General features: G+C 67.0%; 23 protein-coding genes and 1 tRNA gene. 10 read left to right on the top strand and 14 right to left on the bottom strand.

The window, feature by feature from the left end; all coding sequences use genetic code 11:
* Positions 1–26 precede the first annotated feature (26 nt).
* Positions 27–158, bottom strand: coding sequence for a hypothetical protein (locus ACSVDM_RS15510; protein WP_255284036.1), 132 nt, complete (start codon positions 156–158; stop codon positions 27–29).
* Positions 159–284: 126 nt separating this feature from the next.
* Between ACSVDM_RS15510 and ACSVDM_RS15505 the strand changes: the two genes are divergently transcribed.
* Both ACSVDM_RS15505 and ACSVDM_RS15500 read left to right on the top strand, forming a co-directional pair.
* Entirely contained in the window at positions 285–923 is a 639-nt protein-coding gene (locus tag ACSVDM_RS15505; RefSeq protein ID WP_166655806.1) for a helix-turn-helix domain-containing protein, read from the top strand.
* Between the two features lie 272 nt (positions 924–1,195).
* Positions 1,196–1,642 carry a helix-turn-helix domain-containing protein gene (locus tag ACSVDM_RS15500; protein ID WP_084457204.1) on the top strand — a complete coding sequence of 149 codons (447 nt, stop codon included), beginning with the start codon at positions 1,196–1,198 and terminating at the stop codon, positions 1,640–1,642.
* On the opposite strand, the gene ACSVDM_RS15495 is transcribed toward ACSVDM_RS15500, so the two are convergent.
* Both ACSVDM_RS15495 and ACSVDM_RS15490 read right to left on the bottom strand, forming a co-directional pair.
* On the bottom strand, positions 1,639–3,030 hold the full coding sequence (locus ACSVDM_RS15495) for a wax ester/triacylglycerol synthase domain-containing protein (RefSeq protein WP_439265692.1): 1,392 nt from the start codon (positions 3,028–3,030) through the stop codon (positions 1,639–1,641). The two genes, ACSVDM_RS15500 and ACSVDM_RS15495, sit on opposite strands and share 4 nt — an antisense overlap.
* Positions 3,031–3,115: 85 nt before the next feature.
* Positions 3,116–3,325 carry a DUF397 domain-containing protein gene (locus tag ACSVDM_RS15490; RefSeq protein ID WP_067494664.1) on the bottom strand — a complete coding sequence of 70 codons (210 nt, stop codon included), beginning with the start codon at positions 3,323–3,325 and terminating at the stop codon, positions 3,116–3,118.
* Between the two features lie 420 nt (positions 3,326–3,745).
* Here ACSVDM_RS15490 and ACSVDM_RS15485 point away from each other — a divergent pair, with 420 nt between their 5' ends.
* Genes ACSVDM_RS15485 through ACSVDM_RS15475 form a run of 3 tightly spaced genes read left to right on the top strand, consistent with a single transcriptional unit; the run spans position 3,746 to position 5,910 of the window.
* Positions 3,746–4,231 (top strand): DUF309 domain-containing protein, encoded by a 486-nt coding sequence (locus tag ACSVDM_RS15485; protein WP_439265690.1) that lies wholly within the window; start codon positions 3,746–3,748, stop codon positions 4,229–4,231.
* 10 nt (positions 4,232–4,241) lie between these two features.
* Entirely contained in the window at positions 4,242–5,162 is a 921-nt protein-coding gene (gluQRS, locus tag ACSVDM_RS15480; protein WP_439265688.1) for a tRNA glutamyl-Q(34) synthetase GluQRS, read from the top strand.
* Between the two features lie 43 nt (positions 5,163–5,205).
* Complete coding sequence (locus ACSVDM_RS15475; protein ID WP_439265687.1) at positions 5,206–5,910, top strand: RDD family protein; 705 nt, start codon at positions 5,206–5,208, stop codon at positions 5,908–5,910.
* A 74-nt stretch (positions 5,911–5,984) separates the two neighbouring features.
* On the opposite strand, the gene ACSVDM_RS15470 is transcribed toward ACSVDM_RS15475, so the two are convergent.
* Positions 5,985–6,545 carry a DUF4190 domain-containing protein gene (locus tag ACSVDM_RS15470; protein WP_067640330.1) on the bottom strand — a complete coding sequence of 187 codons (561 nt, stop codon included), beginning with the start codon at positions 6,543–6,545 and terminating at the stop codon, positions 5,985–5,987.
* 84 nt (positions 6,546–6,629) lie between these two features.
* Here ACSVDM_RS15470 and ACSVDM_RS15465 point away from each other — a divergent pair, with 84 nt between their 5' ends.
* The gene (locus ACSVDM_RS15465) at positions 6,630–7,403 is read left to right on the top strand and encodes a queuosine precursor transporter (RefSeq protein WP_067640328.1); all 774 of its coding nucleotides are present in this window, start codon (positions 6,630–6,632) and stop codon (positions 7,401–7,403) included.
* An 89-nt stretch (positions 7,404–7,492) separates the two neighbouring features.
* On the opposite strand, the gene tgt is transcribed toward ACSVDM_RS15465, so the two are convergent.
* The 5 genes from tgt to ACSVDM_RS15440 form a co-directional block, all read right to left on the bottom strand.
* On the bottom strand, positions 7,493–8,746 hold the full coding sequence (tgt, locus tag ACSVDM_RS15460) for a tRNA guanosine(34) transglycosylase Tgt (protein WP_439265684.1): 1,254 nt from the start codon (positions 8,744–8,746) through the stop codon (positions 7,493–7,495).
* Between the two features lie 20 nt (positions 8,747–8,766).
* Positions 8,767–10,671: an ABC transporter ATP-binding protein gene (locus ACSVDM_RS15455; protein ID WP_357150895.1), complete on the bottom strand. Its 1,905-nt coding sequence runs from the start codon at positions 10,669–10,671 to the stop codon at positions 8,767–8,769.
* On the bottom strand, positions 10,668–12,401 hold the full coding sequence (locus tag ACSVDM_RS15450; RefSeq protein ID WP_067640321.1) for an ABC transporter ATP-binding protein: 1,734 nt from the start codon (positions 12,399–12,401) through the stop codon (positions 10,668–10,670). The genes ACSVDM_RS15455 and ACSVDM_RS15450 overlap by 4 nt, the downstream gene beginning before the upstream one ends.
* A gap of 94 nt (positions 12,402–12,495) precedes the next feature.
* Positions 12,496–12,972, bottom strand: a complete 477-nt coding sequence (locus ACSVDM_RS15445; RefSeq protein ID WP_067494693.1) for an RrF2 family transcriptional regulator — start codon at positions 12,970–12,972, stop codon at positions 12,496–12,498.
* 10 nt (positions 12,973–12,982) lie between these two features.
* Complete coding sequence (locus ACSVDM_RS15440; protein ID WP_067494697.1) at positions 12,983–13,576, bottom strand: TetR/AcrR family transcriptional regulator; 594 nt, start codon at positions 13,574–13,576, stop codon at positions 12,983–12,985.
* Between the two features lie 133 nt (positions 13,577–13,709).
* Here ACSVDM_RS15440 and ACSVDM_RS15435 point away from each other — a divergent pair, with 133 nt between their 5' ends.
* Both ACSVDM_RS15435 and ACSVDM_RS15430 read left to right on the top strand, forming a co-directional pair.
* On the top strand, positions 13,710–16,004 hold the full coding sequence (locus tag ACSVDM_RS15435; protein WP_439265682.1) for an MMPL family transporter: 2,295 nt from the start codon (positions 13,710–13,712) through the stop codon (positions 16,002–16,004).
* A 161-nt stretch (positions 16,005–16,165) separates the two neighbouring features.
* Entirely contained in the window at positions 16,166–18,454 is a 2,289-nt protein-coding gene (locus ACSVDM_RS15430; protein WP_067640317.1) for an MMPL family transporter, read from the top strand.
* Between the two features lie 33 nt (positions 18,455–18,487).
* Here ACSVDM_RS15430 and ACSVDM_RS15425 read toward each other — a convergent pair whose 3' ends face one another.
* Positions 18,488–18,736 carry a hypothetical protein gene (locus tag ACSVDM_RS15425; protein WP_067494949.1) on the bottom strand — a complete coding sequence of 83 codons (249 nt, stop codon included), beginning with the start codon at positions 18,734–18,736 and terminating at the stop codon, positions 18,488–18,490.
* A 285-nt stretch (positions 18,737–19,021) separates the two neighbouring features.
* On the opposite strand from ACSVDM_RS15425, the gene ACSVDM_RS15420 reads away from it, so the two are divergent.
* Complete coding sequence (locus tag ACSVDM_RS15420) at positions 19,022–19,999, top strand: GlxA family transcriptional regulator (RefSeq protein ID WP_439265681.1); 978 nt, start codon at positions 19,022–19,024, stop codon at positions 19,997–19,999.
* A gap of 17 nt (positions 20,000–20,016) precedes the next feature.
* Here the strand turns inward: ACSVDM_RS15420 and ACSVDM_RS15415 are convergent.
* From ACSVDM_RS15415 to ACSVDM_RS15405, 3 genes are all read right to left on the bottom strand, one after another.
* Positions 20,017–20,107 (bottom strand) — tRNA-Ser (locus ACSVDM_RS15415).
* A 46-nt stretch (positions 20,108–20,153) separates the two neighbouring features.
* Positions 20,154–20,588, bottom strand: coding sequence for a nucleoside deaminase (locus tag ACSVDM_RS15410; RefSeq protein WP_439265793.1), 435 nt, complete (start codon positions 20,586–20,588; stop codon positions 20,154–20,156).
* Positions 20,589–20,599: 11 nt separating this feature from the next.
* Positions 20,600–21,139 carry a tRNA adenosine deaminase-associated protein gene (locus tag ACSVDM_RS15405; protein ID WP_067494712.1) on the bottom strand — a complete coding sequence of 180 codons (540 nt, stop codon included), beginning with the start codon at positions 21,137–21,139 and terminating at the stop codon, positions 20,600–20,602.
* Positions 21,140–21,179: 40 nt separating this feature from the next.
* On the opposite strand from ACSVDM_RS15405, the gene ACSVDM_RS15400 reads away from it, so the two are divergent.
* The gene (locus tag ACSVDM_RS15400; protein ID WP_439265679.1) at positions 21,180–22,145 is read left to right on the top strand and encodes a prephenate dehydrogenase; all 966 of its coding nucleotides are present in this window, start codon (positions 21,180–21,182) and stop codon (positions 22,143–22,145) included.
* A gap of 95 nt (positions 22,146–22,240) precedes the next feature.
* On the opposite strand, the gene ACSVDM_RS15395 is transcribed toward ACSVDM_RS15400, so the two are convergent.
* The gene (locus tag ACSVDM_RS15395; protein WP_084457200.1) at positions 22,241–22,858 is read right to left on the bottom strand and encodes a putative glycolipid-binding domain-containing protein; all 618 of its coding nucleotides are present in this window, start codon (positions 22,856–22,858) and stop codon (positions 22,241–22,243) included.
* Positions 22,859–22,906: the final 48 nt, after the last annotated feature.

Below are 22,906 nucleotides of genomic sequence, written 5' to 3'. Positions count from 1 at the left end.
GTCGTTCGTAACTCCCCGCGACCTGCTCAGATGTCGTCGATCAGACCCGTGCTGTAGGCGGTGGCGGCGAGGTGCTGCAGGCAACGTGGTCCGCACCCGTCGTGCTCGGTCAGCACGAAACGGGCCTGCTGGAGCGAAGAGATGGGAGAATCGGCCACGCAGTCGGCATGTGCGGTGCGCCAGTGATGTTCGATATCGCCGGTGACGACCCGTGGCGGCGGGTCCGGCGCGGATGTGTCGGGCAGGGTGTGACGGTAGGGGCCGGCAATGGAGGCGATGACTGTATGAACACCGGGACGGGGAAGGTGATTCAGGAGCGGCGGCGCTTGCTCGGGCTGTCGCAGCCCGCGCTGGCCACCGCCATCGGGGTGAGTTCGCGGCAGATCACCCGGTATGAATCCGAGGAGCAGTCGCCGACCCTTCCGGTCGCGATCCGGCTGGCCGACGCGTTGCGCATCTCGCTGGCGGAACTGGCCGGGATCGTCGACAACCGGGTCGACCTGGCGGGCCGCTGGTGGGCAGCCTGGCAGAAGGCGGCGAAACACGGTGACGAGGTCGAGGTAGCGGAGGTGACGATCCGGCACGAAGGCGACCACCTGCTGCTCGACACCGCCGAAACCGCTGCGGCCGAGGACGATCCGGGGCCGGGTGTGCGCGGTGAGATGCGGGTATGGGACGGCGACGCGATCACCGGCTGGGTGCGTGGCATGGATGTCGCCTTCCCGGTCGGCACCATCTACTACTCGCTGCACCCCCAGGGCGCTCATGCGGTGGGCTCGTGGACGACGAAATCGGGCCCCGACGGTGTGGTGCGCGGCTGGAGCGCACTGGCCAGGGAGAAGTCCGACGCCGAGAAGCTCCTGCTGGAGATGTTGCGCGGCGACGGCGTCGTCGAATCGTGGCCGGGTGCCCGCTCGGACTGAATCCTGCGGCGGATGTCGGCGACGGTCGGACGGCCGGTGACGGTCTCGGCGGGCGGTAGTAACAGCAGGTACCGGGTGAGTGCCCCGAATCCCAAGAGGCCAAGGGCGATCCACAGGTAGACATCCATGCTTTCCCCTCCGAACGTGTCAGTGCTGCACGGGTGGCGCGGTATGGTTCTGGTGAAGCCGCCAGGGAAAAGTATGGTCACTGTCAAGACCTTTTGGACAGCAAAAAGCGTCTACAAACGTCTACAGTTCTCTACGATGGCTGCATGTCCAGTCGGGGCGAGCAGGGGAGACTCGTAGGCGCGCGGTTGCGGCGGCTGCGGGAAGAAGCCGGATTGTCCTTGGCGGGGTTGGCCACCCGCGTTCCGTACAGCCGGGCCGCGCTCGGTCACTACGAAACCGGCACGCGCGCCGCGCCTTCCGAGGTGATCGACTGGTACGAGCGGGTGCACGCCCAGGCGGTGCCTGCCCTCCCCCGCGTGCGGCGCGATCCGCGCGCGGCCGACGCGGCACTCGCCGCCGCTATCGCGCATCGGACCGGCCGTCCCCTCATCGAGATCGGCCGCCCACACCAGGGTGATTCGGGGTACTTCTGTCCGTTCCGGATCGACGGGTTGATCGAGGGTGAGGCGGCGGGCACCGACGCGGCCACCGCGCTGCGTTCGGCGCTGCGGGCGATCGGCGACGAGCTGGGGCGGGCGGGCAAGCGCTAGCCGCGCACGGCGTCCACCGCTTCGGCGAGCAGGGCCAGGTACCGATCCGGATCCGGCACGGCCGCTTTGTCGGAATGCACGGAGAGCGTGATGGTTTCGCCGAGCCCGTGGATGCCGTGGGTCAGGTGCATGACGGTGCCGAGCGCCGGGAATCCGCCGGTGAACAGGACCGGCGCGCCCGCGAAGGTGAGGTCGGCGGCACCACGATTCACGCTGGAGACGACGGTGTTGCCGTCGATCGCCTGCGGTGGTGTGTCGAGGTCGGCGCGGGCGACGTCACACACCGCGAACAGCGCGGGAACGGTGTCACCGACTCGATCCTGCACGGCGAGAAGTGGATTCAGCGCGCGTTCACGACGGGTTCGCAGTTCGTCGGCGATCAGTTCGGCACGGGCGCGCAGGTCGGGTTCCTCGATGTGCAGGTCGATGGACAGGCTCCGGTAGTTGTTGTGCGCGTCGCTCGATGCGGGCACGGCCATCGGCAGTGCGGCGCCGAGGCGTTCCGGTGCTCGACCGTGCTCGGTGAGGTAGGTGGTGAGTGCGCGCGAAATCGCCGTCAGCGCAAGCACTGTCACTGTGACGTGCGGGCGGCGGAGTGCGTCCGCGGGGACGACGAGCATGCGGACCTGATGGTCGAGCGCCGCGACGGGCCGCATCGTGTTGAGCGCACCGGGCGCGAAGCCGGTTGTGGGCGCGGGCACTTCGCCGGCGGCGGTGCGCTCGGCGAGTTCCTGGTGGGCACGGCCCGCCGCCAGACCACGGCGGAACGTCGCGACCAGCTGCCGGGGAAAACGCAGTACCCCAAGCACACTCGGATCCATCCATCCACAGAGTTGTCCCCAGTAATCCACAGGGCTCACCGGCGTTTTCACAGGATCCACTCGGTGTTTCACCGAGTTATCCACAGGTACACCGGGAACCCTGTGGATAAAAAGGGATCTGGTGAGTGCGGCCGCACGGGTGCCGTCGGCGAGAGCATGGGAGATCTGAACCACCGCGACCAGCGCGGGCCCGGTCGACATCGGCGCATCGCGAACGCCACGGAAAACGTGCAGCCGCCAGGGTCGTTCGGTGGCGTCGACGCCGGTGCCCAGAAGTTCGCCGAGCCGGTCGAGCAGAGTGGGCCACGGTAGGCCGTCGGGCCGGTGGGCAATGAATTGCTGGGGAATGAATTCGGCCGGAATCCAGTGCGGATAGTCGAGGTCGAACGCGGTCTCGCGCAACCGGCGGCACAGATCGGGAATGAGCGCGACGCGGTCGGCAACGGCGGCGCGCAGTTCCTCGGTAGGAGTAGGCGTTTCGGCGAAACAGTAGAGCAGGAACACATCATTGGCGGTGCGGCGCGACAGCCAGAACATCGTCGCGTCGCGCGGGGCCATTCCGGTCACCCGGCCACGATAGGCCACGCCGAGAGAAGGCCCCGAGTCCTATCGACCCGGGGCCCGGACTGCCCGGTTCAGGCGCATTCGCGGTTCAGCCGCGCGCGAACTGTCCCGCGGTGACGTCGGCGAGAAACGCTCGCCACGCTCCTGGTCCGAAGGCCAGCACGGGGCCACGCCCGTGATCCTTGGTGTCGCGGACCGCGATTTCGCCGCCGGTGAGAAAGGCGACTTCCACGCAGTTTCCATCGGGACCGCTGTAGGTGCTCTTGCGCCACACAGCGCCCGTCACATCAACCTCCACAGCACTTGCTCCTTTGCATCAGTGAGAACGGGATAACACCGCCGAATCGGTTCAGCATTTCCGATTTACGGCGCGACCGACGAGTTACTTCGTGGCACCCACAGCACTGCCACCCGGAACGCGCAACCGATCGGCACGAACCAGCGCATGAGGCGTTTCCGCCTCCGGGGGCTGCCCCCGCGGAAGAAACACTAGCAGGTCTTCCGCAAGTTTGCGGATGAGAATTTGCTTTCTCATATCCGTTTGCCAAGCTTGCGAAGGTTCGGGTTTGCGGCGGCATTGCCGGAGCCTCTTACCCATTCCCCACGGGCTTGACACATGCGGATTTACTTCCATGTGATTGGTTCGTGATACGTCACTTTCCTGCCCGCCTCACAGGCCACATCAGCACCATCCGACGTGGACGTGGATCATGGGGGAATGATCTCCCGTGACCGCGACGCCGCAGGTCGTGCCCGTAACGACCGCCCACGCGACCGACTCGGCCGACCACTGCCGCCCGGCAGTGCCGGAGTCGCCCGAATTCCCGACGATCTCGAGTTGACCCCCCAGCAAACTCTGACCTTCGCCCAGCAACTGCTGGACGACGGATTGGCATTCAACGCACACGAGGTTTTGGAGGCGGCCTGGAAGAACGGGCCGGTTGCCGAGCGAATGCTCTGGCAGGGTCTTGCCCAATATGCCGTCGGCCTGACCCACATCCAGCGCGGCAACACCAAGGGCGCGACTACCCTGCTACAGCGCGCCTGCGAGCGGCTCGGCGCCTACCCGGCGAATGCCCAGCAGCACGATGTCGACCGTGCGGGCCTGATCTCCTACGCCGAACAGCTGCTCGACGCCATCGACGGCGGCGCCCAGCTCACCGACGAACAGCTGCGGCCGAGGCTGCGCCGCCCGACCGACTAGGATCGGACAGGTGTCCAGTTCACCAGGTGCAGGCCGCTACGCCCCGAGCCCCTCGGGCGAGCTCCACCTGGGCAATCTGCGCACCGCCATCCTGGCCTGGCTCTACGCCCGCACCACCGGGCGCGCGTTCCGGATGCGCATCGACGACCTCGACCGGGTCCGCCCGGGAGCGGCACAACGCCAGCTCGACGACCTCGCCGCCATCGGGCTCGACTGGGACGGTCCGGTGCTGCGGCAATCCGACCGGCTGGCGGTCTACGAGTCGACGATCGAGGAACTCACCGCGGCCGGGCGCACCTACGAATGTTTCTGCACCAGACGCGAAATCCAGCAGGCCGCCGCCGCACCGCACGGTCCGATGGGCGCCTACCCCGGCACCTGCCGCACGCTCACCGACGCACAGCGTGCCGCTCGCCGGGCCGAAGGCCGTTCACCCGCAGTGCGCTTGCGCGCCGACGTGACCGACTACGAGATCACCGACCTGCGCCACGGCCGCCACCGAGGCGCCGTCGACGATCTGGTGCTGCGCCGGGGTGACGGCATCCCCGCCTACAACCTCACCGTCGTGGTCGACGATGCCGCCCAGGGTGTGGACCAAGTGGTGCGCGGCGACGATCTGCTGCCGTCCACCCCACGCCAGGCCTATCTCGCCGACCTGCTCGGGCTGTCACGGCCCGTCTACGCCCATGTTCCGTTGGTACTCAACACCGAAGGTAAAAGGCTTGCCAAACGTGATGGGGCGGTGAGCCTTTCCGACCAGATGGCGCTCGGCAACACGCCCGGCGACGTGGTGGCGGCGATCGCCGATTCACTCGGATATGCCGCTCGCACAACGGCAGAGCTCCGCGAGGTTTTCGACCCGGCGCGCATCCCGGAGAAACCATGGATACTCGAGCCTATCGGGTTGTTCCAACCAGACCGATGTCCGTAACGTACGCAACGACCGATCTACTGATCACGACGAGGACGAATTTATGACCAGCGGTGGTTACGACCCCAATCAGTACCCGCAGGGCGGTCAGCCCGGCGGCTACGGCCAGGACCCCTACGGCCAGCAGCAGCCGGGTTACGGACAGCAGCAGCCTTACGGTCAGCCGAATCCGGGATACGGCCAGCCGGTGCCCGGTTACGGGCAGGCCGACCCGTACGGTCAGCAGCAGCCCGCCTACGGCCAGCAGCCGTACGGGCAGCCGCAGCCCGGTTACGGTGCCGATCCGTACAACCAGCAGGGTTTCGGTGGCTCGCAGGCCGGTGACCTCGGCACGCGCCTCGGCGCGCGTGTCATCGACGGTTTCATCATCGGTATTCCGCTGGGAATCCTGAACTTCGTCCTCGGTATGGCACTGATGGACAGCCCGTTCCTCGCAGGCATCATCCTGTGGGTGATCATGGGCATCGCTTACGTGGGCTACAACGTGGGCTTCGAAGTGACGCAGGGCACCACTCTCGGCAAGAAGCTGCTCGGTCTGCGGGTCGTCGCCCCCGGTGGCGCGCCGAAGCTCACCCCGGAGGCCTCGCTCAAGCGCAATATCTTCCTTGCGCCCCTGGCCATCTACTGCCTCGGTGGCCTGGTCACCACCGGCCTTTCCATCTACATCGCGGTCACCATCAACAACGACCCGAACAAGCAGGGCTGGCACGACAAGTTCGCAGGCGGAACCCAGGTCGTCAAGGGCTGATTCAGCCCCGACCTGCGAAAACCCCAAGGGGCGCTTCCGGATTCCGGAAGCGCCCCTTGTGTTGTCCGCGAAAGTCAGTAGGTGGACGAAGAATCCATCCCGCCGACCACACCCAGGACCACGACGAAAACGATGTAGAGCAGCCAGAGCACCAGGGAGATGGCACCGATCCAGATGCCGGCCTGCGCCATCCCCTTGCCTTCACCGCCGCGTTCCTTGATCTGGTTGATCGCCATCACACCGAGGATGATGCCGACGATCGAACCGACACCGCAGCTGCACAGGCCGATCAGCGACGACACCAGCGCGCCGATGGCGAGGCCGTTGGTGCCCTGCGGCTGCGGGTACCCGCCGTACGGGTTGTAGGCCCCGGCCGCCGGGTATCCGCCGTACTGCGGCTGCTGCGGATACTGCGGCGCGGCAGGCTGCTGATAGTTCGGATACTGCGGCTGCGACGGCGGTTGCTGCTGCGGGTATTGCGGCGCGGACTGCTGCGGGTTGGACGGGTAGCTCGAAGGCTGCGACGGCGGGGCGGTCGGGTACTGCGGCACCGAACCCGGCGCGCCGGATTCCGGGGACACGCCGGAACCGCCGTACTGCTTCCACCACTCGTCGGAATCGCCGGGATTCGTCATTGCTACAGCGTATTGCATAGGCGTTTGGAGCGCTGGCGCGCTCGAGGCGGGGACCTGCGTGCCCCTGCTGGGAAGATGTAACCCGTGACTGATGCAAACTCGCTCGACAAACCCGCCGAATCTGGGCACCCCGCGCCGGAGCATGCGGCATTCGCCCAGGTAGCGCGGGGGTTCTATCCGGTAATCGTCGCCGTGTTCACCGCGACGCTGATCATCTCCAATATCTGCGCCACCAAGGGCGTGGAGTTCTTCTCCGGCAGTTCGGTCGTGCTCGGCCCGCTGCAGATCCTGCCGATCGCCACCGACGGCGCCTTCTTCCTGTTCCCCTTGGCCTACATCCTGGGTGACGTCCTCAGCGAGGTCTACGGCTTCCGCGCCACTCGCCACGCCATCTACACCGGTTTCGCGGCGCTGCTGCTCACCGTCGGCTGTTTCTTCGTCGCCGTCCGGCTGCCTGCCGCCGGTTTCTACGAGAACCAGGAAGCGTTCCGCACCGTTCTCGGCACCACCCCGCAGCTGGTGCTCGCCGGGCTCGCCGGGTACTTCGTCGGTCAGTTGCTGAACTCGGCGACGCTGGTGTTCATCAAGGAACGCACCAAGGAAAAGCATCTGTGGGCCCGGCTGATCGGGTCGACCGTGGTCGGCGAGTTCGCCGACACCCTGATTTTCTGCTCGATCGCCGCCCCGGCGATCGGCATCGACACCTGGCAGTCGTTCGTCAACTTCGTGATCGTCGGCTTCGTCTGGAAGACCGTGTGCGAGGTGCTCGTCCTCCCGATCACCTACCGCGTCATAGCCATCCTGAAGAAGAAGGAGCCGACCTACGCTCCTGCGAAGGTCGACGCGCTACACGACTGACGCCGGTCAGGTGATCACCACGCTCTGGTGGCGGCATCGACCGAGAGCCCCGCGCCACCAGAGCGTGGTGATCGAGCGTCCGGCAACGCTTACTCCCCCGGCGCTTTGATACGGCCTTGCCACTGGCCGAGGAATTCCTTCTTGAACTCGTCGAAGTAGCCGCCTTCGATGCTCGCCCGGATCCGGTCGACCAGGCGGACGGTGAACCGCTCGTTGTGGATGGTGCACAGCGTCGCCGAGAGCATCTCCTTGGCCTTGAACAGGTGATGCAGGTAGGCGCGGGTGTAGTGCGCGCAGGTGTAGCAGTCGCAGTTCTCGTCGATGGGGGTGAAATCGCGGCGGAAGCGGCTGGTGTTGATGTTGAACCGGCCCTCGTCGACGTAGATCGCCGCATTGCGCGCCACTCGCGAGGGGTTCACGCAGTCGAAGGTGTCGGCCCCGTTCTCGATGGCGACGAACATGTCCTCGGGCTCGCTGATGCCGAGCATGTGCCTCGGTTTGGCCTCGGGCAGCTCGTCGCAGCACCAGCCGACGATGGTGCCGAGATTGTGTTTCTCCAGCGCACCGCCGATGCCGTACCCGTCGAATTCCGTTCCGCCACTGCCCCGGATGGATTCGAGTTCACGACAGGCCTTGCGGCGCAGGTCTTCGTACTGCGCGCCCTGGATCACCGCGAACAGCGCCTGGTAGGGCCGATGCGTGCGGGCGGCGGTGAGCCGTTCGTGCTCGTCGATGCAGCGTTGCGCCCACTCGTGCGTGCGCTGCAGCGACTTCTCCTGGTAGCCACGGGTATTCATCAGGGTGGTGAGTTCGTCGAAGGCGAACATGATGTCGGCGCCGAGCTGATGCTGGATACCCATCGACACCTCGGGGGTGAACCGGTGCTTCGAGCCGTCGAGGTGGGAGCGGAAGGTGACACCGTCGTCGTCGACGGTGGCGAGCCGCTCCTTGCCCGCCGCGATCACCTGATCGGAGCGCACCCCGACCGCCTCCATCGCGAGCACCTTCTTGAAACCCACACCCAGCGACATCACCTGGAAACCACCGCTGTCGGTGAAGGTCGGCCCGTCCCAGTTCATGAACTTCCCGAGCCCACCGGCCTCGTCGACGATGTCGGAACCCGGCTGCAGATACAGGTGGTAGGCGTTGGCGAGCAGCGCCTGCGCCCCCAGCTCCTTCATCGTCTCCGGCAGCACCGCCTTCACCGACGCCTTCGTCCCCACCGGAATGAAGGCGGGCGTCGCGATCTCCCCGTGCGGCGTACTGATGACGCCGGTACGCCCGTGCCGGTCCCCGTCGAGACGGGTACCTACCGTGAAGGAGAATTCGCTGCTGTCGGCCACCCGCCCATGGTGCCAGGGCGCTACTGGGCGGCCGCGAACTGGGCGTTGTACAGGCGGTAGTAGGCGCCGCGTTCCTCTAGCAGGCGTTCGTGGTTGCCGTGTTCGACGATGCGGCCCTTCTCCATCACCACGATCAGGTCCGCGTCGCGAATCGTCGAAAGCCGGTGGGCGATGACGAAACTCGTGCGGTCGCGACGCAGCGCGGCGGTGGCGTGCTGCACCAGCAGTTCGGTGCGGGTGTCGACCGAGCTGGTCGCCTCGTCGAGGATCAGGATGGACGGCTTGGCCAGGAACGCGCGGGCGATGGTGATGAGCTGCTTCTCACCGGCGCTCACCCCGCCGCCTTCCTCGTCGATCACCGTGTCGTAGCCGTCGGGCAGCGAATGCACGAACCGGTCGACGTAGGCGGCGCGGGCCGCGGCGATGATGTCGTGCTCGGAGGCGTTGGGATTGCCGTAGGCGATATTCTCGCGGATGGTGCCCTGGAACAGCCAGGTGTCCTGCAACACCATGCCGATACGCGAACGCAGGTGGTCGCGGGTGATGGTGGTGATGTCGACGTCGTCGATGGAGATGGTGCCCGCGTCGATCTCGTAGAAGCGCATCAGCAGGTTCACCAGCGTGGTCTTGCCCGCACCGGTCGGGCCGACGATGGCGATCACATGACCCGGGTCGGCCACCAGCGAAAGCCGTTCGATGACAGGGGTTTCCGGGTCGTAACCGAAGGACACCGCGTCGAACTCCACCCGGCCGCGGTCGACCGGGCGCGAGTTCTCCACCAGCGGGTCGGGGCTCTGTTCCTCGGCGTCGAGGATCTCGAAGATCCGCTCGGCCGAGGCCACCCCGGACTGCAGCAGGTTGGCCATGGCGCCGATCTGGGTGAGCGGCTGGCTGAACTGGCGCGAGTACTGGATGAAGGCCTGCACCTCACCGAGCGAGAGATTGCCGGTGGCCACCCGCAGGCCGCCGACCAGCGCGATGAACACGAAGTTCACGTTTCCGAGGAACATGATCGCTGGCATGATCAGGCCGGAGATGAACTGCGCCTTGAAGCTGGCGTTGTAGAGCTTGTCGTTGCGCTCGTCGAACTCCCGGCCGACCTCGCGGCTGCGACCGAACGCGGTGATGATCTCGTGGCCGGTGTAGGCCTCCTCCACCGAGGAGTTCACCTCACCGGTGAATTTCCACTGGTTCACGAAGTGCGGCTTGGACCGTTTGGCGATCTGCGCGGTGACGACGATGGCCGCGGGCACCGTGAGCAGGGCGATCAGCGCCAGCAGCGGCGAGATCCAGAACATCATGATCAAGATGCCGACCACGGTGAACAGCGAGACGAGCAGCTGGCTCATGGTCTGCTGCAGGCTCTGGGAGACATTGTCGACGTCGTTGGTGACGCGGCTGAGCACGTCGCCGCGCGGTGCGGTGTCGAAGTAGCGCAGCGGCAGGCGGTGCAGCTTGTTCTCCACGTCGTCGCGCAGGCGTTTGACCGTGCGGTTGATGACGACGTTGAGCAGATAACCCTGCAGCCAGCCGAACACCGCGGCGACCACGTAGAGCACGAGCACCAGCGTGAGCACCCGGCCGACCGCACCGAAATCGATACCGGTGCCAGGGATCACGTTCATGGCCGAGAGCATGTCGGCGCGGGTGTTCTCCCCGCGCTGACGCAGCATCTCGACGGTTTCGTCCTTGCTCAGCCCCGCCGGGAGCTGCTTGCCGACGAACCCGTCGAACACCAGGTTCGTCGCCTTGCCGAGCAACCACGGGCCGAGCGTGTTGAGCACCACCGAGGTGACGACGAGCGCGATGATGACCGCGACGGAGAACTTCTCCGGCGCGAGCCTGCGCAGCAGCCGCTTCAGCGACGGAACGAACGATTTCGGTTTGGTACCCGGGGCGCCGGGGACGGGTGCACCCGGCCTCATCGAGCCTCCTCCACACTGAGCTGGGACTCGACGATCTCGCGGTACTCCGGGCACCGCTGCATCAGTTCGTCATGGGTGCCGAGGCCTGCCATCGCGCCGTCCTCGAGGACGACGATCTGGTCGGCGTCGCGAATGGTCTGGATCCGCTGGGCCACGATGATCACCGACGCGTCGGCGGTCTCGGGTTTCAGCGCCGCGCGCAACCGGGCGTCGGTCGCCACGTCGAGCGCGGAGAACGAATCGTCGAACAGGTAGATGCGCGGCTTGCGCACCAGCGCGCGGGCGATGCACAGGCGCTGCCGCTGACCACCCGACACCGTCGTCCCACCCTGGGCGACCGGAGTGTCGAGGCCCTGCGGCATCTCGCGCACGAAGTCGGCCGCCTGGGCCACCTCGAGCGCGTGCCAGAGCTCGTCGTCGGTGGCGTCGGGTTTGCCGTAGCGCAGGTTGCTCGCGACGGTTCCGGAGAACAGGTACGCCTTCTGTGGCACCAATCCGATTCCGCCGCGCAGGGTTTCGAGGTCCAGGTGCCGCACGTCGGTGCCGCCCACGTACACCGCACCGTCGGTGACATCGATCAGGCGCGGGATCAGATTGACGAGCGTGGTCTTGCCCGCACCGGTGGAACCGACCACGGCCGTTGTCGTTCCGGGTGCGACCTGGAAGCGGATGGCTCGCAGCACCGGCTTCTCCGCACCGGGGAAGGCGAATTCGGCGAACTGCAGGTCGACGGTCGCCGGATCGCCTGCGAAGGGCTGCGGCAGGCGCGGCGGGCGCACCGAGGACTCGGTCTCGAGCACCGCGCCGATCCGGTCGGCCGAGACCGCCGCGCGCGGGGCCATCATCGCCAGGAACGAGGCCATCATCACGGCCATCAGGATCTGCATGATGTAGGACAGCATCGCGGTGAGCGAGCCGATCTGCATGGTGCCGTCGTCGACGTGATGCCCGCCGAACCAGATCACCCCGACGGCGGTGACATTGGAGATGAGCATGACGATCGGGAACATCAGCGCCATCAGCTTGCCCACGCGCAGCGAGGCGTCGGTGAGCGAGGTGTTGGCCATCCCGAAGCGCCAGATCTCCTGACGTTCCCGCACGAACGCGCGGATCACCCGGATACCGGTGATCTGCTCGCGCAGCACCCGGTTCACCCCGTCGATGCGTTCCTGCATCTGCCGGAAGCCCGGCACCATCTTTGCGACGACCAGCCCCATGCTCAGCGCCAGCGCGGGCACCGCGATGAGCAGCAGCCACGAGAGCCCGGCGTCTTCGCGCACCGCCATGATGATGCCGCCGACGCACATGATCGGTGCCATCACCAGAATCGTCACCGACATCACGATGAGCAGCTGCACCTGCTGGATGTCGTTGGTGGAGCGGGTGATGAGCGAGGGCGCGCCGAACAGGCCGACCTCGCGCGCGGAGAACGTCTCGACCCGGTGCAGCACCGCGCCACGCATGTCCCGGCCCGCGCCCATCGCCGCCTGCGCACCGAAGTACACCGAGGCCGACGAGGCGATGATCTGCACGCAGCTCACCGCCAGCATCCACAGGCCGGTGGTCCAGATGTAGCCGATGTCGCCCCTGGTGATGCCGTTGTCGATGAGGTCGGCGTTGAGGCTGGGCAGGTAGAGCATCGCGATGACCGAGACCAGCTGGAGCACGAGGACCCCGGCCAGCTGGGCGCGGTACGGGGCCAGGTAGGTCCGCAGCAGGGTGATCAACATGATGGACGCAGGCTACCGCGTGCGGCGAGGCCGCGCCCCCGGGTTATCCAGGCGTTTCACCAGGCCTGTGGATAAACCCGCACCTGTGGATAAATCACGCGTCGGCGGGAGTACGTGGCTCGCGCCGCGCCCAGGCGCCGGGATCCGCGATCAACTCATCGATGAAACCGGGCAGTCGGTCGGCGGCGATATCGGCGATCGACACGTTCTCGAGCACGGCCCGGATATTCACCCGCAGCGCGATCCACACCCGCTGCAGCGGTTCGGCCGCACCGGGGTAGCGCACGTCCTCGGGGCGCTGCCCGCGCACCGAGGCCAGCGGCGACTCCACGCCACGGATCACGTCGGCCACCGAGATCTCCTCGGCCGGCCTGCCCAGCCGGTACCCGCCGTCCGGTCCGCGCCTGCTGCGCACCAGTTCGGCGCGACGCAGCTCGGCGAGCACGGTCTCGAGGACCTTCGGCGGGATCTGGGCCGCGGCGGCGATGGCCTCGGCCTTCACGACCCCGTCGGCCGCGGCGAGCTCGAGCAACGTTCGCACCGCGTAATCGACCCTTGCGGTGATATGCACGGTCTCGAACCTACGCGGTCGCGCCGCCGGCCAGCACGGCGGTCGCCGCGTCGAGCAACGTCTGCTCGACGAGCGCGTCGGTGGCTCCCGGCGCCAGCTCGATCGACAGCAGCGCCACCCCGAGCACCTCGATGGCACCGGCCGCGCGCAGCATCGACTCCGGCGTCGGATTCGGTCCGGACAGCCAGGTCCGCAGCTCGCGAGTGGGTTCCATGAGATCCGGGTAACGATCGGCGATGGCGTTGACGATGGCGGCGGTGTCGCGCACACACAGCGCGCCCGCGTCGCGGTGGCGGATCATGCCGCGCAGATAGGTGCGCAGGACGGCGCGGATGCCCTCGCTGTCGTAGGGGACGGCGTCGATATCGGTGACGATGTCGCGCATGTGATCGATGATCGGGTCGATGATCGCCAGCAGCAGATCGAGCTTCGACGCGTAGTGGTAGTACAGCGACGCCTTTGTGATTCCCACCATATCGGCCACTTCGCGCAAGCTCGTCTGCTCGAAGCCTTTCGCGGCGAACAGCCGGAGCGCGGCATCACGAATCGCCTGTTTAGTGCCTCCACCTGCGGTAACGGTGTCGGCGGTGTCCCGGGCAGCCATGTGGCAATCCTCCCATGAATCGGTTGTGATCTATCCGGCGCCCATAAAATTGAGGTTGCCCCTCCGCTTACGCCGTCGGTAGTCTACCTACCGCACGGTAGACAAATCATTCGCGATGTGGAGGCGGGGACACGTGTCCGTATACCTGTACCGATGGGGAAAGTTCGCTTTCCGCCGTAAATGGATAGTGTTGCCGGTCTGGCTACTGCTGTTCGTGCTGCTCGGCGGGCTCGGCGCCACCCTCAGCAAGCCGATGAGCAACGATTTCAGCATGCCCGAGCTGCCTTCGGCTCGCGCCAACGAAATCCTCGACAAGCACTTCCCCGGCATGTCCGAACAGTTCAAGTTCGACGCTGTGGCAGGCACGTATGTGATCGCCGCGCCGGAAGGCCAGCAGCTCACCGATCCGGCCAACCGTGCCGCGATCGAAGCGTTCATCGGCAAGCTCGGTGAACTGCCGATCGTCGACAAGACCAAGCCGCTGGCCAACCCGATCGAGATGACCGACAAGATGGGCTGCCTGAGCAACCCTGACCCGTCGACCTGCTCGGGCGCCCCGCTCAACGTCTTGAACGAAACCGCGCCGAAGACCGTCGCAACCCTCAACGTGCCGTTCACCATCGAGAACGTCACCGACGTGACCGACGCCGAGCGCGACGCCGCCTTCGAGGTCGGCGACGACGCCCGCAACGCCGGCCTGACCGTCGAACTCAGCGGTTCCATCGCGATGAAGCAGGAACAGCCGAGCGGCAAGTCCGAGCTCATCGGTATGGCCGTCGCCCTGATCGTCATGGTGATCGCGTTCGGCGCCATCGTCGCCGCGGTCGTCCCGATCGTCACCGCCATCGTCGGCCTCGGCGCCGCGACCTCGACGATCATGCTCGGCACCTCCTTCATGGAAGTGCCCGGCTTCACCACCTTCCTCGCCTCGATGATCGGCATCGCGTTGTCGATCGACTACGCGCTGTTCATCGTCTCGCGTTACAAACACGAACTGTCCGTGCGTGATTCGGCCGAGGAAGCCGCCGGTACCGCGCTGGGCACCGCCGGTTCGGCCGTGGTGTTCGCCGGTCTCACCGTCATCATCGCGCTCGGCGCGCTGAGCATCGTCGGCGTGGAGTTCCTGACCTTCATGGGTCTCGGTGGCGCCATCGCCGCCGCGTTCGCGGTGCTCACCGCCGTCACCCTGATGCCCGCCCTGATGGGCGCCTTCGGTAAGGCCCTGTTCAAGCCGAAGCTGCCGCTGGTGGCCCAGCACGATCCCGAGGACGACACCTCGGTCACCAACGGTCAGCGTTTCGCCCGCCTGATCGGCAAGGCGCCGTGGGTCGCCCTGATCCTGTCGGTGGTCGTGCTCGGCGCGCTCGCCGCACCCGCCGCGGGCCTGAACCTCGGCCTGCCCGGCGAGGACAGCCTGCCCAAGACCTCGACCGTGCGTAAGGCCTACGACCTGCGCACCGAGGGCTTCGGTGAGGGCAGCAACGGTGTGCTCATGGTCGTCGCCGACCTGAGTGCCACGCCCGAGGGTCAGCGTGAGGCGGCGCTCGGCGCGCTGCGCGACAAGCTCGCCTCCTACGAGGGCATGGACTACGTCACCGAGCCGCAGTGGAGTGAGGACAAGCAGGGCGCCATGCTCAACGGCGTCCCGGTGTCCGGCCCGAACAACCAGGAAACCAAGGATCTGGTGCAGTCGGCGCGCGGCGCCGAGGCCGAGCTGCAGGCGCAGTACGGCATGCAGTACGGCATCACCGGTACCACCGCGATCTACGCCGATGTCGACCACGCGCTGCTCAGCAAGATCGTGCCGTACCTGGCGATCGTCGCCGGTGCCGCGTTCATCCTGCTGATCCTGGTGTTCCGCTCGATCCTGGTCCCGCTCACCGCGGCGCTGGGGTTCCTGCTGTCGATGGCTGCCACCTTCGGTGCCACCGTGCTGATCTTCCAGGAGGGCACCTTCGGGCTGATCGAGGACCCACAGCCGCTGGTCAGCTTCCTGCCGATCATGTTGATCGGCTTGGTGTTCGGTCTCGCGATGGACTACCAGGTGTTCCTGGTGACCCGCATGCGTGAGGAATTCGTGCACGGCCGTTCGCCGAAGGAAGCCATGGTCGCCGGGTACCACCACGGCGCCCGCGTGGTCACCTCGGCCGCGATCATCATGATCTCGGTATTCGGCTCCTTCATCATGGAAACCGACGTCACCGCGAAGTCGTTCGGTTTCGCGCTGGCCGCCGGTGTCGCCATCGACGCCTTCGTGGTCCGCATGGTGATCGTGCCCGCGCTGCTGGTGATCATGGGCAAGTGGGCCTGGTGGATGCCGAAGTGGCTCGACCGCATCGTTCCCGATATCGATGTCGAGGGCGCCAAGCTCGAGCAGCTGCGCAACTCGGGTACCGAGACGGTGAAGCACCCGGTCGCCGTCGGCTGACCGTAATGCCCTACACGACCCCGCGATCCGCCCCATGGATCGCGGGGTCGTCGCATGTGCGGGCCCGGTTGCTTGATATCGCGGTATCGCGGCACCAGACTCAGGACTAGTTCGACCCGGCTCTACTCCACGCTCTGCATCGAATCACCGAGGAGAAACCCGTGTCCGTCTATCTGTACCGGTGGGGAAAGCTGGCCTTTCGCCGCAAATGGATCGTGCTCCCCGTCTGGTTACTCTGCTTCATGGTGCTCGGCGGACTCGGTGCCCAGCTGCAGAAACCGATGACCGACGACTTCAGCATGCCGAACCTGCCGTCGGAGCGAGCGACCGAAATCCTCGACAAGCACTTCCCCGGTATGTCGGAGGCGTTCGCGTTCGACGCGGTCACCGGCACCTACGTCGTCGGCGCGCCCGCAGGCCAGAAGCTCACCGACCCGGCCAATCGCCAGGCCGTCGCGGCGATGATCGAACGGCTCGAGCAGTTGCCGATCGTCGATCACACCGAACCGATCGTCGACCCGATCACGGCCACCGAGGAGATGGGTTGCCTTACCGCGCAACCCGATCCGTCGACCTGCAGTGGCGCGCCGCTCAATGTGCTGAACGAGTCGGCACCCGATACCGTCGCCTACTTCAGCGTGCCGTTCACAATCAAAGAGTTCGCCGATGTGAAGCCCGAGGACCGCGAGGCCGCCTACGCCGTCGGCGACGACGCCCGCGCCGCCGGGCTCACGGTGGAGATGAGCGGCAGCCTGCCCATGGAGCAGGAGATGCCGAGCGGTAAGTCCGAGATGATCGGTATGGCCGTTGCCCTGGTGGTGATGATCGTGGCATTCGGCGCGATCGTCGCGGCCTTCGTGCCGATCATCACCGCCATCGTCGGCCTCGGCGCCGCGACCTCGCTGATCTTCCTGTCCACCACGGTGCTCGAGATCCCGAGCTTCACGACGTTCCTCGCGTCGATGATCGGGATCGCGCTGTCGATCGACTACGCGCTGTTCATCGTCTCCCGCTACAAACACGAACTAACCGTGCAGGATTCGGCCGAGGAAGCCGCCGGTACCGCGCTCGGTACGGCGGGCTCGGCGGTGGTGTTCGCCGGTCTCACCGTGATCATCGCGCTCGCCGGGCTGGCCATCGTCGGTGTCCGGTTCCTGACGTTCATGGGTCTCGGTGGTGCGGTGGCGGCCGCGTTCGCCGTGCTCACCGCCATCACCCTCATGCCGGCGCTGCTCGGTGCGTTCGGCAAGGCCCTGTTCAAGCCGAAGCTGCCGCTGATCGCCCAGCACGATCCCGAGGACGACAGCGTCGTCACCAACGGCACCCGCGTCGCCCGGGTGATCGCCAAGTTCCCCGCGGTGACGATGATCCTGGCCATCGTGGTGCTCGGGCTGCTCGCCGCGCCCGCGCTGAACCTGAACCTCGGTCTGCCCGGCGAGGACAGCCTGCCCAAGTCGACCACCGTGCGTAAGGCCTACGACCTGCGCACCGAGGGTTTCGGTGAGGGCAGCAACGGTGTGTTGCAGGTGGCCGTCGACCTGGCCGACACCCCCGCCGACCAGCGGCCCGCCGCACTGAATGCCTTGCGCGACAAGCTCATGTCCTACCCCGACATGGAACTGGTCACCGAACCGCAGATGAGCTCCGACGGCGCGGGCGCCCTCATCAACGGCATTCCCAAGGCCGGACCCAACGATCAGTCGACCAAGGATCTGGTGCAGTCGGCCCGCGATGCCGAGGCCGCGCTGCACGAGCAGTACCAGATGTCGTACGGCATCACGGGAACCACCGCGATCTACGCCGATATCGACCACGTGTTGTTGAGCAAGATCGTGCCGTACATGGCGATCGTCGCGGGCGCCGCGTTCATCCTGCTGATCCTGGTGTTCCGCTCGATCCTGGTCCCGCTCACGGCCGCGCTCGGGTTCCTGTTGTCGATGGCGGCGACGTTCGGCGCGACCGTGCTGGTCTTCCAGGAGGGCAAGCTCGGGCTGATCTCGGACCCGCACCCGCTGGTGAGCTTCCTGCCGATCATGTTGATCGGCTTGGTATTCGGGCTCGCGATGGACTACCAGGTGTTCCTGGTGACCCGCATGCGCGAGGAGTACGTGCACGGTTCCGAACCGACCGAGGCGGTGGTGAAGGGTTATCACCACGGCGCGCGCGTGGTCACCTCCGCGGCGATCATCATGATCTCGGTGTTCGGTTCGTTCCTGCTCGAATCCGATGTCACCGCGAAGTCGATGGGCTTCGCGCTGGCGGCGGGCGTCGCGCTCGACGCGTTCGTCGTGCGCATGGTGCTCATTCCCGCTCTGCTTGTGCTGCTGGGCAAATGGGCGTGGTGGATGCCCGCCTGGCTGGACAAGATCGTTCCCGATATCGACGTGGAGGGTTCCAAGCTGCGCGAGATCCACCGCAACGACCGTGAGATGGCGGCCGCGGAACTGTGAGACCCGGGCCGGGCACTCGTTCGGGTGCCCGGCCTACTTGCTCGGTTGCGGAACCTCGCATTCGGTGACCCTCGGGTTCAGCCCGATGTAGTTCCCCGGTCCCGCCGCCGCCGTGACGGCGATCGTCGCCCAATCCGAGCACTCCCTCGGGAGTTTCGAGAAATAGTGCCGCTGACCTGCGGCGAGCAGCCCCACGGCCACCCACCCGAGCACGATCAGAACCAAGAGCTTCCCCCCGAGCCCGATCCCGGACTTCGCGGGTGGCGGCACACGCCCGCGCATAATCATCGTTCCTTCCCGGATTTCGGTGTAACTCAGTCTATTACGCGAGTACTACACCGCAGGTCGGACGCAGGTGAATAGCCGTCGACAGCTCTCGATCAGCGCGTTGTGGGTTTCGCGGGTTCGCGACGGGCGGCGGCGGGCGGGCACACACCGTGCCTGATGGCGTTCGCGGCGTGAATGCCGAGTGCGAATTCCTTCAATTTCTTCCACATGAATCCATGGTCGCGAGCTGCGAAGGCCACGAGAAGTGGCGTAGATGACGACTATCGCTAAGATTCAGACATGGGTTCGACCGTGTCGGTGCTGGCCTACGACGGGATGACGGCGTTCGAGGCCGGCATCGTCATCGAGGTGTTCGGCCTCGTGTGGCCCGACATCGATCAGCCCTGGTACGAGCTGAAGGTCTGCACCGAAACCCCCGACCCCATCCGGGTGATCGGCGGCGCGACCATGAGCAGCCCCTACGGTCTCGCCGACTTCGCCGCCGCCGACACGGTGGTGGTGCCCAGCGTCGCCGACCCGCGCGCCGCCACCTCACCGGAACTGATCGAGGCACTGCGGCAGGCGCATCGCGACGGGGCACGCATCGTGTCGATCTGCTCGGGTGCTTTCGCGCTCGCGGCAGCCGGGCTGTTGGACGGTCGCCGGGCCACCACGCACTGGCGATACGCCGACCTGCTGCGTGAGCGGTACCCCGCCGTGGTCGTCGACGCCGAACCGCTCTACACCGACGACGGCGACATCCTCACCAGCGCGGGCTGCGCGGCGGGCCTCGACCTGGCGCTGCACCTGGTGCGCACCGACATGGGCGCGTCCGTCGCGAACGCGGTCGCCCGCAGGTTGGTGATCCAGCCGCACCGCACCGGCGGGCAGGCGCAGTACATCGAGTCCCCGATGCCGCCAGAACCCCTCGACGACCCGGTCGGGCGCAGCCTGGCCTGGGCCGCCGAACACATCCACGAGCCGCTCGGCGTCGCCGACCTCGCCCGGGTCGCGGGCCTGTCCCAGCGCACCTACCTGCGTCATTTCGTTCGGTCCACCGGCACCACTCCGAGCAAATGGCTCATCCCGCAACGTATCCAGGCGGCCCTTGCGATGCTCGAAACCAGCGATGCCCCGGTGGAGGAGATCGCCACGGCCGTCGGCTTCGCCACCGCGGTCACCTTCCGCCACCACTTCGCGAAGGCGCTGCACACCTCCCCCTCGGCGTACCGCAACACCTTCCGAACCGCACAAAGCAAAAGCCCCTCACCTGCCTGAACAGGTAAGGGGCTTGCTGGCGGTGGCGGAGGGATTTGAACCCTCGGACGGGGGTTACCCGTCACACGCTTTCGAGGCGTGCTCCTTAGGCCGCTCGGACACGCCACCGCCGACTACGGTACCGGATAGGGGGCTCGATCACTAAATCGGCTGGTCAGCGCTGGTTGCGGAAGAAGGTGTCGAGGAGGGCGACGCACTCGGATTCGAGGATTCCGGCGCGTACCTGAGGGCGGTGGTTGAGGCGGCGGTCGCGGACTACGTCCCACAGGGAGCCGACGGCGCCGGTCTTGGGTTCCCAGGCGCCGAAGATCACCTTCTCGACGCGGGCGAGAACCAGCGCGCCCGCGCACATCGTGCACGGTTCCAAGGTGACGGCGAGGGTCGCGCCTTCGAGCCGCCAACCGTCGCCGTGGACGGCCGCGGCTTTTCGCAGGGCGAGAACTTCCGCGTGGGCGGTCGGGTCGCCGAGGGCTTCGCGGGCATTGGCCGCGCGGGCCAGCTCCCGACCTTGCGCATCGAAGACGACGGCGCCGACCGGCACGTCGCGCGGGTCGGCGTTGGCGGCGGCCGCGAGCGCGGCGCGCAGCATGTCCTCGTCGGTCACTTCTGCAGTTTGTCCAGCACCGCCGCGTATTCGTCGGCGAAACCGAGGCGCTCGGCGATCAGTTTCAGCTGTTCGTCCGGGTAGAGGTCGGTGTCGGCGAGGATCACGCTGAGTACCGGTTCGGGTAGGCCGAGGTCGGCGAGTACGCCGAGGTCGCCCTCTTCCCACGGTTCTATGTCGTCGAGCTCGTCGGGGTCGATGTCGGGGATCTCGACATTGAGTGCGTCGAGGACGTCGGCGGCGATGTCGTAGTCGATCGCGGCGGTCGCGTCGGAGACGAGCAGCCGGGTGCCGCTCGGCGCGGGCCGCAGCACGATGAAGAACTCGTCGTCGACGTCGAGCAGCCCGAACACCGCACCGGAGCTGCGCAATGCCTTCAATTCGGTCTCGGCGGTGGAGAGGTCGACGAGGGCGTCGTGGCTGAGAGGACTGCACCGCCACGTACCTTCTTCGCGGACCACCGCCACGGCGAACCCTTCGACGTCGAAGTCGTCATCCGACGCCGCCCTGTTCGTGCCCGAGCGCTGTGCTGCCATGGACCAAACGGTAGTCTGTCCCGCCCGTAATGATGAACTCGTGTGCCAATCTGTTCTCGTGAGTATCGACGAGCGTGGTGCCGTGTGCGTCCTCGGAACGGGTCTGATCGGCGGCTCCGTGCTGCGCGCGGCCGTGGACACCGGGTACGAGGCGTTCGGGTACAACCGGTCTGCCGACGGCGCGCAGGCCGCCCGGCTCGACGGTTTCGACGTGTCGGGTGACCTGCCCGCGGTGCTGAGCCGGGCCGCTGCCGCCGACGCGCTCGTGGTGCTCGCGGTGCCGATGCCCGCCGTCGCGCCGGTGCTCGCGGAGGTCGCCGCCTATGCGCCGGAGTGTGCGCTGACCGATGTGGTCAGCGTGAAGGGACCGGTGGCCGACGCGGTGCGCAAGCAGGGACTCGAGGCCCGGTATGTGGGCGGTCACCCGATGGCCGGTACATCTGAATCCGGCTGGGCGGCAACCGATCCCGAGCTGTTCCGCGGCGCGGTGTGGGCTGTGGGCGTGGACGAGGGCACCCGGGTGGAGCCGTGGTCGCGGGTGGTTCGGCTGGCTTTGGACTGCGGTTCCGTCGTGGTTCCGGTCGTTGCCGAGGAACACGACCAGGCCGTCGCGCGGATCTCGCACCTGCCGCATGTGCTCGCCGAGGCGCTGGCCGCGGCCGGGGCGGGCGGGGGTGAGCTGGCGCTCGGGTTGGCGGCCGGTTCGTTCCGCGACGGGACCCGGGTAGCCGGTACCGCGCCCGACCTGGTTCGCGCGATCTGTGAACCGAATGCCGGGGCATTGGAACTGGTGCTCGACGAAACCATCGAGGCGTTGATCGCCGCGCGTGACGCTCTTCGCGCCGACGGCACGCTCGGCGAGGTTGTCGAGGCGGGTTACCGGGGGCGGTCGGCGTACGACGGCCGGGCGCAATGGGAGATCACGGGGGTGACGCCCGGCGCCGACGGCTGGCTCGACGAGCTGCGGCGTGCTGGTCGGCGCGGTGGGGTGCTGCGGGCGCTGTAGTCGGTCGCGACCGTTCGCCGGCCGCCGCGGCCAGGTCGATCCGGGTGGTCGACGCCGGCAAGCGGCCGCCTGCGATGGGTGGCCGGTGCCGCGATTCAGACCCGCTCGGCCAGCCCCGGGTAGTCGAGCACGAACCCTTCCGGGTCGACCGTCAGCGTGGCGCTCGAAACCGGGGAGAGCACGTTGATGCCGTCGGCGGCACTCGAATAGGTGAGTTCGGCCTCCTGCACCAGCAGGTCGGGCAGACGCACGTAGACGACCGGCACCTGCACGTCACCGACGGCGTTCTGCAGGCAGAACCGGCGGATCGGCAGGGTGTTGAAGAACGGGCTGAGCACCACGTCCACATCGAGGGCGCCGGCGAAGGTCGAGCGCACGTGGGTGCCGCCCGCGTCGACGAGCCAGTAGTTCTCCTCGTCCCGCGACACCGAGGCGTGGCGTTCACCGGCGGCGGTCGTGGTGCGCAGCGACAAACGCCTGGTCGCGCCCGCTTCGTCGGTGACCAGATCGTAGGAGGCGCTGAACGCCGGGTGCTCGTGGTTGGCGCTGCCGATCATCCGGCCCGCGGCCCTGATCCGGTTGCCGTTCACCGTCACCCGGACCGATTCCATCCGGGAGTTGTCGTGGGCTCGCCAGGTGAGCACCGCCGGCCACCGAGAGGCCGGTCTGTTCTCGGTGGGGCCTGCGGCCGGGCCCGGGGCTGGGGTCGTCACCTCTCTACGGTAAGCGACACCGGCCCCGGCGCTGTACAACACGAGCGC

The sequence above is a fragment of the Nocardia sp. JW2 genome, assembly GCF_051843015.1.
In the GTDB taxonomy this organism is placed as follows: domain Bacteria; phylum Actinomycetota; class Actinomycetes; order Mycobacteriales; family Mycobacteriaceae; genus Nocardia; species Nocardia coubleae.
The sequence above is the reverse complement of the archived record's forward strand: the minus strand, read 5'-3'. Positions and strand labels throughout refer to the sequence as shown.